This window comes from Nonomuraea sp. CA-143628, assembly GCF_050942315.1.
In the GTDB taxonomy this organism is placed as follows: Bacteria; Actinomycetota; Actinomycetes; order Streptosporangiales; family Streptosporangiaceae; genus Nonomuraea.
On the sequence record NZ_CP192072.1, the window covers coordinates 6,670,328 to 6,684,343 of the forward strand.

A 14,016-nucleotide genomic window follows, 5' to 3' on the forward strand; every position below is an offset into this window, starting at 1 on the left:
ATTAAGTATCCATGACCGTGGCGCCGTGCGCCACCGGAGATCCCTCGGAGTGCGGATGACGTCTCGCCCAGCCGACAGCCGGCTCTACATCGACGGAGCCTGGCGACCGTCCGCGTCCGGCCAGGTGGGCGACGTGGGGGAGAAGGCCACCGGCGCCCGCATCGGCGGCTACGCCCTCGGAGACCAGCGGGACATCGAGCTGGCGGTCGCCGCGGCACGCGCGGCCCAGCCGGGATGGGCCGGCCTCGCCGCCCCGGAACGGGCCGCGTACCTGAAGAAGATGGCCGACTACCTGCGCACACACTACGAAGAGCTCGTCACGCTGAGCATGCGGGAGACGGGAGGCGTGCGGGCCAAGGGCGAGGATGAGGTGTCGACGGGCATCCGCCAGCTCGACATCTCCGCCGTTCAGGCGACCGAGAACGCGGGCGAGATCCTTCCGCCGTACAAGGCCGGAAAGCTGTCGCTGTCGCGGGCGGTCCCGCTCGGCGTGCTCGGCGTGATCACGCCGTGGAACTACCCCCTCAACCTGGCGATGCGCGCGGTGGCGCCCGGGCTGGCCTTCGGCAACACGATCGTGCTCAAGCCCGCCGAGCTGTCGCCGATCATCGGAGGACAGGTACTCGCCGAGGCGGCCGACCATGTGGGCCTGCCGCCCGGCGTGTTCAACGTGGTGACCGGGGACGGCCCCGAGGCCGGATGGGCACTCGCCACCCACCCGGGCCTCGACCTGGTGGACTTCACCGGCTCGCGCCCGGTGGGCCTGGCCATCGCCGCCGCGGCGGCGCCCGGCCTGCGCCCGATCCGCCTGGAGCTCGGCGGCGACAACGCGTTCCTCGTCCTCGACGACGCCGACGTGGAGCTGGCCGCGTCGCACGCGATGATCGCCTCCCTGGAGTTCCAGGGGCAGACGTGCATCAGCTCCAGCCGCCACATCGTCGTACGGGACGTCGCCGAGGCGTACGTCGCGGCCGTGACCCGGCGGGTCGAAGCCCTGCGGGTGGGCGACCCGATGAGCGGCGAGGTCGAGCTCGGGCCGCTGATCAGTATGGGGCAGCGGGACCGGGTGCACCACGAGATCGTGGAGCCCTCGGTCGCGATGGGAGCCGAGCTCGTCACAGGCGGCACGTACGAGGGCCTCTTCTACCGGCCGACCGTGCTGACCGGGGTGACACCGGAGATGCCGGCGTTCGCCGAGGAGATCTTCGGCCCGGTCATTCCCGTCACCGTGGTGGACGACGAGGAGGAGGCCGTCGCCCTGACGAACGGCTACCCGATGCTGATGAACTCCGTCTTCACGGCCGACCTCATGCGCGGCATGCGGGTCGCGGAGCGGTTGCGGGCGGGGGAGGTGCACGTAAACGACGCGCACGCCCGGCACGGCGCCGAGAACCAGATGCCTGGCTTCACCCGCCGCCAGTGGATCGGCGTGCAGCGCACGCCGATCGCCCTCCCGGGGTGGACCGCCGACCCGATGGGCCGGGTGTGAGCGCCGCCGGACGCAGGGCGCTCGTCGTCCGTGGCGGCTGGGAGGGGCACGTCCCGGCCGAGACGACCGAGTTGTTCCTGCCGACGCTGACAGAGGCGGGTTTCGCGATCAGGATCAGCCCGCACTTATGTCAATGCTTGATTTAACTCCTAAGCAATAGTGCTGACGGCTCGGTGAGGCGCGGCGTCCGTGAAGAACGGCTCGATCACCAGCGTCGCCGCGCCGAGCGCCACGGCGTCGGCGCCAAGGCGGCCGAGCACGACCGTCGAAGGCTCGAACGGCTGCGCCTGCGTGTTCGCGGCGGTGGCCGCCCTGATCTCCGCCAGCAGCCGGCCGCCCAGCATGAGCCCAGCCCAGCCGCCGATGACGATGCGCTCGGGGTTGAACAGGTGCACCAGGCTCGACAGGCTCACGCCCAGCAGCTCGACGCTCTCGGCGATGACCGGGGAGCCCTCGTCGATCAGCCGGGCCAGCGCGGTCTCCTCGTCGGCGGAGTCGGCCTCGACGCCCGCGCGCTCGAGTATCGCCTCGGCCCCGAGGTACGCCTCCAGGCAGCCGCGCGCCCCGCATCGGCAGGCCCTCCCGCCCGCGACGAGCTTCATGTGGCCCACCTCGCCGGCGGCCTTGCCCGAGCCCCGGTAGATGCGGCCGTCGGTCACGATCGTGCCGCCGACGCCCGAGCCCATCAGCACGATGATCGCGTCGCGGGTGCCCTTGCCGGACCCGAACCAGAGCTCGGCCTGTCCCATGGTCTTGGCGCCGTTGTCCACGAAGAGCGGCAGCGACGTGCCCGCTCGTAGGAGCGCTCCCAGCGGCACCGCCTGCCAGCCGAACGTCTTGGCGCGCACCAGCGCGTCCGGGCCCGGCTCGACGATGCCGGGGACACCCACGCCCACGCCGAGCACCCGATCGGCGGGCACGTCGCCCTCTGCGATCACGGTGTCGACGCCGGCCAGGATGTGCCGGGCGACCAGTTCGGGGTCGTGCCTGGCCGAGCGGACCGCGTAGTGGGCCCTGGCGCGCTTGGTCATGTCCAGGTCGAACAGCTCGACGCTGACCTGGGTTTCCCCCACGTCGACGCCGACGGCGTACCCGTAGGCGGGGTTGACCTTGAGCAGTGCGCGGGGCCTGCCTCCATCGGAGTCGACCTGGCCGGCCTCGACGATGACGTTCTCGGAGAGCAGGTCGCCGGTCATGGTGCTGACGGTGGCCGCGCTCAGCCCGGTCGCGGACGACAGCTCGTTGCGGCTGGCGGGGCCGCCGAAGTAGAGCGCGCGCAGGAGCATCGCCCGGTTACCCCTGCGGAGATCCCGTACGGTCCTGCGTTCTGACGTGCCCATTTTCGTCCCCGCCCCTCTCCCCGGATCGCCCGGGCCCATGTTAGTTCACAGACTGAAATCGCCTGAACCCGCTGTTACCGAAGCGTTTCCGAGGGATCCCTGACTTTCTTCGCGTCTTAGATTATGGTCTGGCCAATCCCCCCGAACGAGGAGATGGCAATGAGCCGAGGACTTATGCGTGGCGCCTTGGTGGCGATGCTGGCGGCCGGGCTGGCCGCCTGCGGCGGCGGTGGCGGCGACTCCGCGGAGAAGACGCTGACGTTCTGGATGTACCAGGACCGCACCCCCCAGGCCGGGCAGGTCATGGAGAAGATCCGCAAGGACTTCGAGAAGGCCAACCCCGGTGTCACGGTGAAGTTGGTCAAGATCCCCAAGGACGACTACAACACCAAGCTCGGCAGCGCCGTGGCCAGCAAGAGCGCGCCGGACGCGGGCATTCTCGACCAGCCCCTGGTGTCCAAGTACGCCCTGGACGGCACGATCAAGGAGGTGCCCGCGGGCCTGATCGACGAGGCCGCCTTCTACAAGGGCGCGCTCGACACCAACCGCACGGCCGGCAAGCTCTACGGCCTGCCGCAGGACCAGACCACGGTCGCGCTCTTCTACAACAAGAAGCTCGTCCCGACGCCGCCCAAGACCTGGGACGAGCTGAAGCAGACGGCCGAGCGCGTGCACGCCGCCGACGCCAAGGTGGCCGGCATGAACGTCCCCAAGGGCGACGGATACGGCGCCTGGATGTTCCCCGGCATCGTGCACGGGGCGGGCGGCCAGATGGTGGACGACGCGGGCAAGAAGGTGCTGTTCGACCAGCAGCCGGCGGTGGAGGCGCTGCAGCTCTGGGTGGACCTGCAGAAGTCCTCACCGCGCCAGATCACCGACTCGGACAAGCCGTTCGAGAACGGCCTGGCCGCCATGACGATCTCCGGGCCGTGGGACGTGCCGACGATCCACGAGCAGTTCCCCGACCTCGACTTCGGCGTGGCGCCGCTGCCGTACAAGACCGAGCCGGCCGGCAACATCGGTGGCGAGGACTCCGTGGTCTTCTCCTCCAGCAAGAACGCCGATCTGGCGTGGAAGTGGCTGGCGTTCCTGGCGAGCGAGACCAGCAACGGCGCGGTGGCCGACGCGTTCGGCGGCTTCCCCGTCCACCTCAAGGCGCAGGTCGTCGCGGGCGGTCCGGAGCAGGCGGCGTTCCTCGAGCAGCTCAAGGTGGCGCACGCGCGACCGGCCGTGCCGCAGTGGATCCAGGTCAATGACGAGATCATCGCCCCGGCGATCGAGTCGGCGCTGACCGGCAAGGTCACGGCCCAGCAGGCGCTGACGGACGCTGCGGCCAAGACGCGCACTCTGCTGGGCTGGAACGGCTGACGTGGCCGCTCCCGCACTGGCGGAAGCGCAGGTGGCGATCAGGTCCCCGCGGCGGCGGCCGTCGGCACGCCGCCGCGACCGGCTCATCGGCTGGTTCCTGGTCGCCCCGGCGCTCGCCTATTTCCTGGTTTTTCTGCTCTATCCGGCGCTGTCCGCCCTGTACTACAGCTTCACCGACTGGAACCTGCGCTCCGACGCCAACTGGGTGGGCCTGGCCAACTACGCGGACCTGCTCTTCGACGACGTCAAGTTCCCGCACTTCTGGAAGTCGGTCCGGGTCACGCTGCAGTACACGCTGATCGCCGTCCCCCTGACCATGATCTCGGCACTGGTGCAGGCGCTGCTGCTGAACGCGATCAGAGGCGGCGCGAACGTGTTCAGGCTGCTGCTGTTCCTGCCGGTCGTCACGGCCGAGGCGGCGGTCGGCGCCATCTGGCGCTGGCTCTACGACCCGCAGTACGGCCTGATCAACTCCGTGCTCGGCCTCTTCGGCATCCCCGGGCAGAACTGGCTCAACACCCCCGAACTGGTTATCCCTGCGCTGGCGTTCATCGCGGCCTGGCAGTGCGGCATCTCGATGATCATCTATCTGGCGGGACTCAAAGGCATCCCGGGCGCGATCACGGAGGCGGCGATCATCGACGGAGCCGGCCCCTGGCAGCGGTTCTGGCGGGTCACCTTCCCCATGCTGCGGCCCACGACCTTCTACCTGCTGGTGACGGGCGTGATCGCGGCGCTGCAGGTGTTCGGCCTGGTGTACGTGATCTTCTCGGGGAACGGGCGCAGCGTCACCGGCGGCCCCGAGCAGTCGGGCCTGACGTATGTGCTGCACCTCTACCTGTTCGCGTTCCGCTACGACGCGATGGGTGCCGCCTGCGCGATGTCGTTCATTCTGCTCGTCTTCATCATGATCGTGACCGCTCTGCAGTTCAGATTCGTCAAGCAGGAGGCGGCATGAGAAAGGCCCCCATTTACGTGGCGCTGGTGCTGCTGGCGGCCGTGTCGGTGGTGCCGTTCCTGTGGATGCTGGCCACCTCGGTCAAGCACGGGCAGGACATCTACAACAAGGTGCCGAGCCTGCTGCCGCTGGACAAGAAGACCGGCGAGTGGGCGGCGACGCTGGACAGCTACGACTACGTGCTGAACGTCGGCGGGCTCGGCAACGCGTTCGTCAACAGCGTCTGGGTCTGCGCCATCCTGGTGCCGGCCAAGCTGCTGGTGGACGCGCTGGCCGCGTACGCGTTCGCGCGGATCCCGTTCCCGGGCCGCGACAAGCTGTTCGTGATCATGCTGGGCGGCATGATGGTGCCCGCGATCACGCTGCTCGTGCCGCGTATCCACATCACGCAGGCGCTCGGCATGTTCGACTCCGGATGGGGGCTCATCGTCCCGAACATCGCCTCCGTCCTGGACATCTTCCTGCTGCGGCAGTTCTTCCTGTCGATCCCGGCCGAGCTGGAGGAGGCCGCGCTCATCGACGGCGCGGGCCGCATGCAGATCTTCTGGCGGATCGTGCTGCCGCTGTCGAAGCCGGTGCTGGCGGTCGTCACGATCACCAGCTTCCTGTTCCACTGGAACGACCTGGTCTGGCCGCTGGTCGTGACCAACGACCCCGAGCTGTACACGCTGCCGCTCGCGCTGCAGCAACTCGTCGCCAGCCCCGACGGCGGGCGGGCGTACTACATCATGGCGGGCGCCACGCTCGCCGTCCTGCCGGTCATCGCGGTGCTGATCGTGTTCCAGCGCCGCATCCTGCAGGGCATCGCGTTCACCGGATTGAAAGCTTGAGGAGAACCGACGTGCTCATCGACGGGCAGGTGCTCGTTACCGCCGACTACCCCTACTACCGTGACGATCCGGCCGTATGGGCCGACCGGCTGCGGGCCGTGCGGGACGAGCTCGGCATCGACGTGATCACCAGCTACCTGCCCTGGCGGCACCACCAGCCGGAGCCGGGCATAGCTCCCGACTTCACCGGCGCCACCCATCCGGCCAGGGACGTCGTCGGCTTCCTGGCGCTCTGCGCCGAGCTGGGGCTGCGGGTGATCGCCAAGCCTGGCCCGTTCATCCACGCCGAGGTGGGCTACGGTGGGCTGCCCGACTGGGTCTGCCCGGACGCGGACCCCTCGATCGAGCCGCTGCTCGACGCCGAGGGGAACCCGTCGCGCTGGTGGGACGGGTCCGTCTCCCGGCCGCTGCCCTCGCCTCTGGGCGCCGCGTTCCTGACCCGGACCACCCAGTGGCTCGCCGCCGTGGGCAAGGAGGTGCTGGCCCCCCTGCCGGCCACCGGGGGCCCGGTGGTCGCGCTGCAGATCGCGAACGAGGGCATCTACACCAGCGGGGCGCTGCCGCTCACCGCCTACGACTACAGCCCGTCCGGGCTCGCGTTCTTCCGCGATCTGCTGCGCTCCTGGTACGGGAGGCTGGAGGCGTACAACATGGCGCACAAGACGGCGTACCGGGACTGGACCGAGATCGAGCCGCCCACCGGGGCGGGCGGGATGCTCGCCCAGGCCGACTGGGGCCGCTTCCACGCCGAGTACATGGCCGAGGTCTACCGCGTCTGGGCCCAGGCCGTCGGCTCCGACCTGCCCGTCGTCGTCAACCTGAACCCGCCGACCGTGCCCGAGTTGGACGACTGGCTGGCCAGGGTCAGGCCGGAACTGTGGGGCGGCATCTCGTACGGCTTCACCAACTGGATGGGCGTCGTCTCCGCGGACCGCGACGCCCAGGCCCGTTACGTGATCGCCGCCAAGCGCGCCCCCGGGCCGAACATGGAGGAGAACTGGGGCTTCTCCCGGCTCTACGAACCGGCCTACATAGACGGGGCGACCAGCTTCCACCAGTCGCTGCTGGCCATGGCAGCGGGAGCGACCGGCTTCAACGTCTACACCGGGGTGTCCACCTCGGGCTGGGCCCCGGACCTCGACGCGGCGCACGAAGGGCCGTACCCGGACTGCGCGCCGATCGACGCGGACGGCGCCGCCACCGGCAAGGCGCCCGTGGTGCGGGCGCTGGCGGACTTCTTCGCCGCGCACGGGCAGGAGTTCCTGGAGTGTGCAGGCACGGCACTGGACGCGTTCGGGCTCTACCTGCCGTACGCCGGGATCGCGGCGCTGTCAGGCCCCGACGGGCCCGGGTGCGGCCGAGCACTGCGGGCCTTCCACGAGCGGATGCGCGAGCGCGGCCTGGACTACGCGCTGGTCGACCTGGAGCGCGCGAGCGCCGGGGAGTTGGCCGCCTACCGCTCCGTCACCGTGCCGGGCGGGCCCTTCATGCACCGGAGCGTGCAGCGGCTGCTCGCCGAGTACGCCGCCGGCGGCGGCCGTGTGCTGGTGGACGGGCCCGTGCCCACGCAGGACGAGAACCTCGCGCCGTACGCCCTGATCACCCCGTCGGCCGCCCCGGATCTCGGCGACGGCTTCGTCCTGTACGGCGCCGCCGACGCGTTCCTGCGCAGCCATCCCGAGCTGGACGTCCACTACCTCATCGTGCTCGTCCAGACCGGCAACACGGGCCCGGTCGGCGTGCGGACCCCGTACGGGACCGTCGAGATCGTCGCGGCGGACGGCGGCGCCGCCGTGCTGCGGCTGGCCGGCGGCCACCTGGGCGACCTGGTGGTGAAGGGCGTCAACGAGTACCTGTCCTCCGCGGTCGCCGCCCGCGTGTCCTTGAACGGCGAGAGCGTCGTCACAGCGGGACCGGGAGACCTGATCATGACCGGCGGTGTCTGACCAACTGCCGAAGGGACCAGCGCCCTGTACCTCAGCCGACGCGGGCGCGTCCTCCCCCTTTCGGTAAAGGGGGAGGGCGCGTTGGTGGGTTATGGGTATTCGGTGAGGTTTGCGACGTTTGTTGAGGAGTTGCTTGGGCCGCCCGTGGAATTGATGACGTGGGCGATGGTTCCGGTGCCGCCCAGGGAGACCGTCACCATGTGGTGGAAGCGGACCCCCGGCGTGTTCGGCACCTCGAAGGCCCGGTCCGCCACCACCGCGGGGTTGGCGCTGAAGTAGCAGTAGCTGCCCAGCCCCCAGGCCTCGTGTGAGGTGACCGAACCGGCAACCTTGTAGGCGGCCCAGCCCCGGGTGGAGCCGTTCATCCAGGACGCCTGGTTGGGCGGATCGTAGGGCATCTCGTTCTGGAAGAAGTATGTCCGCCCGCCGTTGCCGTTCCAGATGACCTGGTACTGGTGGTAGTGCTCGACGAACAGCCCGTAGAACGTCACGTTGTCGCCGTTGACGACGAGCCCGTTGACGGTCGTGTTGGTGTTCCACCCGACGCCGCTGCCGTGGTCGGCCCGCCAGATCCAGGTGTGGTCACCGATCACGTCGTCACTGTTGATCACCAGGCTCTGTGACGCCTTGCCCACCCCGGCGCCACCGACGCGGAAGAAGACGTCGTGCAGTGAAGTGGGGTTGGCCGCGTGTGAGGCCGCCGAGCCCGCCGGGCCGACCTGCATGAGCGTCGCCGAGTTCGTGGTCCCGGCGTCGATCAGCAGCCCGGCGATCTTGACGCCGTCCACGTCGGCGACGGTCATCGCCGTGACGCCGTTGTCGGGTACGAACGTCGCCAACCCGAGACCGAGCACCACGGTGTCGGCCCTGGTGACCCTGATCGTGTCGTTCAGGTGGTAGACGCCCGGCGTGACCAGCAGGTTCTTGCCCGCCGCCAGCGCCGCGTTGATGTCGCCGGCGGTGTTGCCCGGCTTGACGACGAAGAACTGATCGATCGGCAGCGACGTGCCCGCACCCGGCCACGACACCCCGGTGGAGTTCGACTTCAGCGCGGGCACGAACACCTGGTAGGCCCCCGCCGCGTCGATGTAGAGGAACGGCTTCTCCCGTACCACCGGCGCCTGCCCCACTGTCGTGTACGGCGGGCTGGGGAAGGTGTTGCCCGGCGCGCCGGACACCCCGACGAAGGTCATGTTCCAGTTCGACCCGCTCCAGGACCCGAAGGCCGAGTTGCGGGAGATCCACTGCTGTTGCGACCCGGACCTGACCTGACCGTCGATCCGCGAGTCGGAGATCCACCCGCCGCTCGACCAGCCGCCGTCGTCCAACTGCAGGTTTCCGCGCACATGCATGCGCCGGTACGGCGCCGCCTGCGAGACCGCCCACCGGTCCGTGCCGCCCGCCGGGGTGACCGAGAGGTTCTCGGCGGAGCGCCAGAAGTTCTGTGTGGCGTTGCCGTTGAACCAGTCGGCCTCGGCGTGCACGGCCCCGTTGATCGTCACCGCGTCCGGCGTCTGTCCCAGGCCGAGGACCTGGGTGTAGAAGCCGACGTTGACGTCCACGCTGTAGCTCCCCGGCTTGAACAGCAGCGCGTACCGGTTGGACCCGAACTGGTTGGACTCCTGCTGGCTGAACACCGAGTTGAGCTGCGACTGGATCGTGGACGCGGGCATCGACGGGTCGAAGACGCGCACGTTCGGCCCCAGGTCGGGATTGGGGCCACCGCCGCCGCCCGACAGGGTGAACGACTGCGCCGCCGTGCCGTTGCAGGTGTACTGCTGCAGTTGCACGCTGTCGGCCGTGGAGGCGCCCGGTACGTCGAGGCACTTGCCGCTGTTCCTGTTGACCAGGTGGTACGTGCCTCCGGATTCCTCCACCGGCTGCCACTGCTGGTTGTTGCCGCCGCCGTAGGCCCACAGCTGGACCGGTGCGCTGTCAGCGGTCGAGACTCCGGTCACGTCCCAGGACTGGGCGGTGTTGAGCGAGCTGTTGACCTGGTAGTAGCCGCCGCTGGTGGGCTGGAACTGCCAGAGCTGCGCGCCGCTGGCGTTGCACGCGTACTGCTGGACGGCGGTGCCGTTGGCGGTGGCGGCGGAGCGGGCGTCGACGCACTTGCCGCTGTGCTTGGCGACCACGGTGGTCAGGCCGGTGGGGACGGCTGCCTGCGCGGCCGGCATGAGGACGAACCCGGCCGCGATCAGCACGAGGACCATGAGAGCACGCATCAGAACCCCGCCGTCAGCCTGGTGAAGTCCCAGGCGTTCTGGGAGACTCCGCTGCAGGTCTCGGACAGCCCTCCGGAGCAGGGGCGGTCGCGGTTGACCGACCAGAAGGCGAGCCTGGTCAGGCCATGGGAGTTGGCGTAGTCGCGGATCTGGGTCCAGGTGGCGACCGAGGTGACCTCCGACTGGTCGGACAGGCCGTTCATGCCGGAGATGCCCATGTGCGCGTACGCCTGGGCGTCCGACCAGCCGAACGCCGACTTCAGCGCGTTCTTCAGCCCTTCGGCCGCGTTGACCGTGCTCTGGTACATGTTGGACCCGCCCCCGAAGTCGAACGGCATGATCGTGTAGTTGTCGATCGGGACGCCGAGCTCCTTCGACCGGTTGATCAGCCGGGTGCCCGCGCCGGCCGGGCCGCTGGTGGAGGTGCCGAAGGTGACGACCACCTTGACGTTCGGGTTGTTCGCCTTGACGATCTTCAGGCCGTTGAGTATGCGGTCCTGGACGGTGTAGTTCTCGTACTCGTCGGTGTTCTCGATGTCGAAGTCGACGGCCGCAGGGCCCAGGGCGTTGATGACCTGCTGCACGGCGCCCGCGTACGCCTCAGGCGTACCGCAGTTGGGGCCGAGCTTGTTGCCCGACCAGCCGCCGAAGGAGATCTGGACGCTGCCGCCCTTGGACTTGATCGTGTTGATCGCCTGCTGATCGGCGCCGCCGGTCAGCGCACGCGAGCCGTCCCAGCGTGGCGTGCAGCCGCCGCCGGACAGGATGAAGGCCATCGTGAAGGACTTCACGCCGGTCGCGTCCATGACCGTGCCCGGGTTGGGCGGACTGCCCCACCCCATGTAGAGGTACGGGGCGCCGGGCAGTTTGCCGGAATTGGGGGTGCCGTTGCCGGAGGGCGGCGTCCACTTCTGGTTGGCGCCGGTGCCGCAGCTCCAGATCTGCAGGGGCGTACCGTCGGCCGAGCCGGCGTCGGTGGCGTCCAGGCACTTGCCGAGCGCTCGCAGGGTGCCGTCGGAGGCGGACGTCCACTGCTGGGCGGCGGTGCCGTTGCAGTCGTAGATCTGCACCTTGGTGCCGTTGGCGCTGCTCGCGCCCGCCACGTCCAGGCACTTGCCGAGCGCGCGGATCGTGCCGTCGGACTGCGTGGTCCACGACTGGGCGGTGGTGCCGTTGCAGGTCCAGAGCTGGACCTGGGTGCCGTTGGCGCTGTTGGCGCCGGCGACGTCGACGCACTTGCCGCCGTAGCCGGTGATCTGGCCGGTGGCGGCCGAGGCCGGGAGAGCGAGGCCCGTCACGGCTAACGCCATCACAGAGGCAAGGATGATTCCTCGTCTTTTCATGGGTGTCACTTTCTGTGGGGGGTGTACGCCGGTGGCTGGCCGCCGGCGTGGGTGAGCACCATGGATAAGAGAAATCCGCTGCCGTGACCTTACGGTGACCTCATCAGAGCGTCAAGACTTAGTTTAAGGTTTGACGCATCCTCGTACGGTCCTTGGAACAGGTGGCGAAAACAAGCCGACGTGGGTGCTCAGCCGCCCTCGCGTCGCCTGACGAGCGCGGGGCCGATCTCGGAGTCGAGGGCGTTTCTCCGCGGTGGCGAGGGTCCGGCCCGCGATGGCGGGTGTGAAAATCGCTGTCCGGTTGTCGGAACGCGGTGATAGAGATTCTGTGTCACAGATGTGCGCCGCCATGGGCAGTGGCTAGGTGGTCGTTCGCGATCGGGCCTCGGCGGCCCAATGAGGTGCGTTCCACCGGTTGGCGATGGTGGCGGCCTGAGCGACGTGCTCCTGCCCGATGACGACGGCTTTGAACAGGCGGCCACCGCGTGGAATCTGACCGTCAGGCAGCCGCTGGCGGCCGTGGTGGAGGCCGCGGATGCCGATGACGTGGCGGCGCTCGTGCGTTACGCGCGGCGGGCGGGGATGACGGTGACCGCGCAGCCGAGCGGGCATGGCGCCTCGGGTGATGTGGAAGGCCTGATCCTGCTGCGTACCGGCCTGCTGAACGAGGTGGAGGTACGCGCGCAGGAGCGCGTGGTCCGGGTGGGCGCGGGCGTGAAGTGGGGGCAGGTGCTGGCGGCGGCCGGTCCGCTGGGTCTGACCGGCCTGTCCGGCAGCGCGCCGGGGGTCAGCGTGACCGGCTACACCCTGGGCGGCGGGGTCGGCTGGTTCAGCCGCAAGTACGGCTTGGCCTCCGACAGTGTGCGGGCTATCGACATCGTGGACGCCGATGGCGAGCCGGGCCGGGTGAGCGCCGAGTCCGATCCCGAGCTGTTCTGGGCGCTGCGCGGCGGTGGCGGGGACTTCGCGATGGTGACCGCCCTTGAACTCGAGCTGTATCCCGTGCCAGTCCTGTACGGCGGGCGCGTGATCTGGCCGGAGCACCGGACCAGGGAGGTGTACGACGCGTTCCTGGAGATCACCGCCGAGGCGCCGCGTGAACTCAGTGTCTGGATCAACCGGCTCCAGCCACCCGGCGCGCCGCCGATGGTGACGCTGGATCTGGCCTACCTGGGTGGGGTGGCTCAGGGGGAGGACCTGCTGGTGCGCATCGACAAGATCGAGGGCGCGATCTCCGACAGCCGCGGCGTCGTCCCGGTTGCCGACCTGGGTGACATCGCCGCCGAACCGACCGCCCCGGTCCCGTCCATCGCTCGTGCGGAGCTGCTCACCGGCCTGGACGCGGACGCGGTGGAGCTCCTGCTGGCCAAGCCGGTCCAGCCGCTCATCAACCTGCAGATCAGGCACCTGGGCGGGGCGCTCGCCGAGCCGGGCGGCGGGGCCGGTGCGAGCGGCGCGGTGGCTGAGCCGTACCTGCTCGGACTGGTGGGTCTCGGCCTGCCGCAGGCGGCCGATGCGACACGCGCCAAGCAGGCCGAGGTCGTGGCCGACCTGGAGGCATACATCAGCGGCCGCAAGCCGTACACCGTGCTGTCCCCCGGTGACACGGCGGCCAAGTCCTTCTCCGGCAGCGCGCTCGCGCGACTGCGGGAGATCAAGCGGGCCCGTGACCCGCACAACGTGTTCCGCGCCAACTACCCGGTGCTCGGATAGATCGGTTCCAGCAGGACACGGAACGGCGTCAGTGCATCGATTGTCATGGCGCGATCTTGGCAGGCCATACCGACATAGTCAGGCCTACTTCGCCCTTCCGCGCGCACCTGCTGTCCGAGAGCCGGGCTTGTTGCCGCCGACATCACGGAAAGCCACTACCCCGGGTAGCCAGCGCGGCCAGCACCGGTTTGTCCCCGCGACATGCCCCTTTTGCCGCCCAGATGCTGGAGGCGGCGGGGGTGGAGGCGAATCCGAGGTGGGCCAGGCATACGACTTCTTCGCCCGGTGCCCCCACCGCCTTGCATCAGCTTGACCTCACAGACGAAGAACGTCAGGCGCTGGAAGGAGACCGCGACGCCGTCGCCGCGCTTGCTGAATGACTTACCGACATCCCCACTCCAGCTGGACCCACCCCTCGCCAACTCGGCGCGCACATGGCCTTCATCCCGCTCACCGCCCTGCACGACAGTCGACCTCGAGGCGCGCCATGATTATCTCTTGTTGTCGTGAAGGCTGTTCGTTCATCCCACCGCAGATAGGCGATGGCGAGTTCGATGAGTGCTTCGCGCCATCCGGCGACGCGTTGTCCTTTCACGAGGCGGGCGCGGGCGTGAAGGCGTTCTTGTCGCCTCTCTGGCGTTTGGTGGCGCGTTTGACTCATCCGGCGGACCGGGCCAGTGAAGGGCAGAAAGGGAATGAACCGGTCCCAGGCGTCCTCGAACACCTTGATCGCCTGTGGGTACTTGCGGCCTTGGTCGGTGCCCGGGCAACAGCGGCTCGATCAGCGCCTACTCCGCCGCCGTG

Annotated in this window: 9 protein-coding genes; 6 read left to right on the top strand and 3 right to left on the bottom strand. The window is 69.3% G+C overall.

Features of this window, described 5'->3' with window-relative positions:
- The first annotated feature begins 55 nt into the window (after nucleotides 1–55).
- Entirely contained in the window at nucleotides 56–1,489 is a 1,434-nt protein-coding gene (locus ACQP2T_RS30525) for an aldehyde dehydrogenase family protein (protein ID WP_433519501.1), read from the top strand.
- 149 nt (nucleotides 1,490–1,638) lie between these two features.
- Here ACQP2T_RS30525 and ACQP2T_RS30530 read toward each other — a convergent pair whose 3' ends face one another.
- The gene (locus ACQP2T_RS30530; protein ID WP_433519502.1) at nucleotides 1,639–2,829 is read right to left on the bottom strand and encodes an ROK family protein; all 1,191 of its coding nucleotides are present in this window, start codon (nucleotides 2,827–2,829) and stop codon (nucleotides 1,639–1,641) included.
- Between the two features lie 159 nt (nucleotides 2,830–2,988).
- Between ACQP2T_RS30530 and ACQP2T_RS30535 the strand changes: the two genes are divergently transcribed.
- The 4 genes from ACQP2T_RS30535 to ACQP2T_RS30550 are packed head-to-tail and all read left to right on the top strand — an operon-like array spanning nucleotide 2,989 to nucleotide 7,931.
- Nucleotides 2,989–4,197 (top strand): ABC transporter substrate-binding protein, encoded by a 1,209-nt coding sequence (locus tag ACQP2T_RS30535; protein WP_433519503.1) that lies wholly within the window; start codon nucleotides 2,989–2,991, stop codon nucleotides 4,195–4,197.
- Nucleotide 4,198: 1 nt separating this feature from the next.
- The gene (locus tag ACQP2T_RS30540; protein WP_433519504.1) at nucleotides 4,199–5,155 is read left to right on the top strand and encodes a carbohydrate ABC transporter permease; all 957 of its coding nucleotides are present in this window, start codon (nucleotides 4,199–4,201) and stop codon (nucleotides 5,153–5,155) included.
- The gene (locus tag ACQP2T_RS30545) at nucleotides 5,152–5,985 is read left to right on the top strand and encodes a carbohydrate ABC transporter permease (RefSeq protein ID WP_433519505.1); all 834 of its coding nucleotides are present in this window, start codon (nucleotides 5,152–5,154) and stop codon (nucleotides 5,983–5,985) included. Before ACQP2T_RS30540 ends, ACQP2T_RS30545 begins: the two co-directional genes overlap by 4 nt.
- Nucleotides 5,986–5,996: 11 nt before the next feature.
- Complete coding sequence (locus ACQP2T_RS30550) at nucleotides 5,997–7,931, top strand: beta-galactosidase (protein WP_433519506.1); 1,935 nt, start codon at nucleotides 5,997–5,999, stop codon at nucleotides 7,929–7,931.
- 89 nt (nucleotides 7,932–8,020) lie between these two features.
- On the opposite strand, the gene ACQP2T_RS30555 is transcribed toward ACQP2T_RS30550, so the two are convergent.
- Nucleotides 8,021–10,156, bottom strand: a complete 2,136-nt coding sequence (locus tag ACQP2T_RS30555) for an RICIN domain-containing protein (RefSeq protein WP_433519507.1) — start codon at nucleotides 10,154–10,156, stop codon at nucleotides 8,021–8,023.
- Nucleotides 10,156–11,466, bottom strand: coding sequence for a ricin-type beta-trefoil lectin domain protein (locus ACQP2T_RS30560; protein ID WP_433519850.1), 1,311 nt, complete (start codon nucleotides 11,464–11,466; stop codon nucleotides 10,156–10,158). Before ACQP2T_RS30560 ends, ACQP2T_RS30555 begins: the two co-directional genes overlap by 1 nt.
- Nucleotides 11,467–11,940: 474 nt before the next feature.
- Between ACQP2T_RS30560 and ACQP2T_RS30565 the strand changes: the two genes are divergently transcribed.
- The gene (locus ACQP2T_RS30565) at nucleotides 11,941–13,212 is read left to right on the top strand and encodes an FAD-binding protein (protein WP_433519508.1); all 1,272 of its coding nucleotides are present in this window, start codon (nucleotides 11,941–11,943) and stop codon (nucleotides 13,210–13,212) included.
- Nucleotides 13,213–14,016 lie beyond the last annotated feature (804 nt).

Excerpts from the sequence above, each read along its gene's own strand:
- ACQP2T_RS30560 (WP_433519850.1), bottom strand. The coding sequence starts at position 11,466 with ATGGCGTTAGCCGTGACGGGCCTCGCTCTCCCGGCCTCGGCCGCCACC.
- ACQP2T_RS30525 (WP_433519501.1), top strand. The coding sequence starts at position 56 with ATGACGTCTCGCCCAGCCGACAGCCGGCTCTACATCGACGGAGCCTGG.
- ACQP2T_RS30545 (WP_433519505.1), top strand. The coding sequence starts at position 5,152 with ATGAGAAAGGCCCCCATTTACGTGGCGCTGGTGCTGCTGGCGGCCGTG.
- ACQP2T_RS30555 (WP_433519507.1), bottom strand. The coding sequence starts at position 10,156 with ATGCGTGCTCTCATGGTCCTCGTGCTGATCGCGGCCGGGTTCGTCCTC.
- ACQP2T_RS30535 (WP_433519503.1), top strand. The coding sequence starts at position 2,989 with ATGAGCCGAGGACTTATGCGTGGCGCCTTGGTGGCGATGCTGGCGGCC.
- ACQP2T_RS30530 (WP_433519502.1), bottom strand. The coding sequence starts at position 2,829 with ATGGGCACGTCAGAACGCAGGACCGTACGGGATCTCCGCAGGGGTAAC.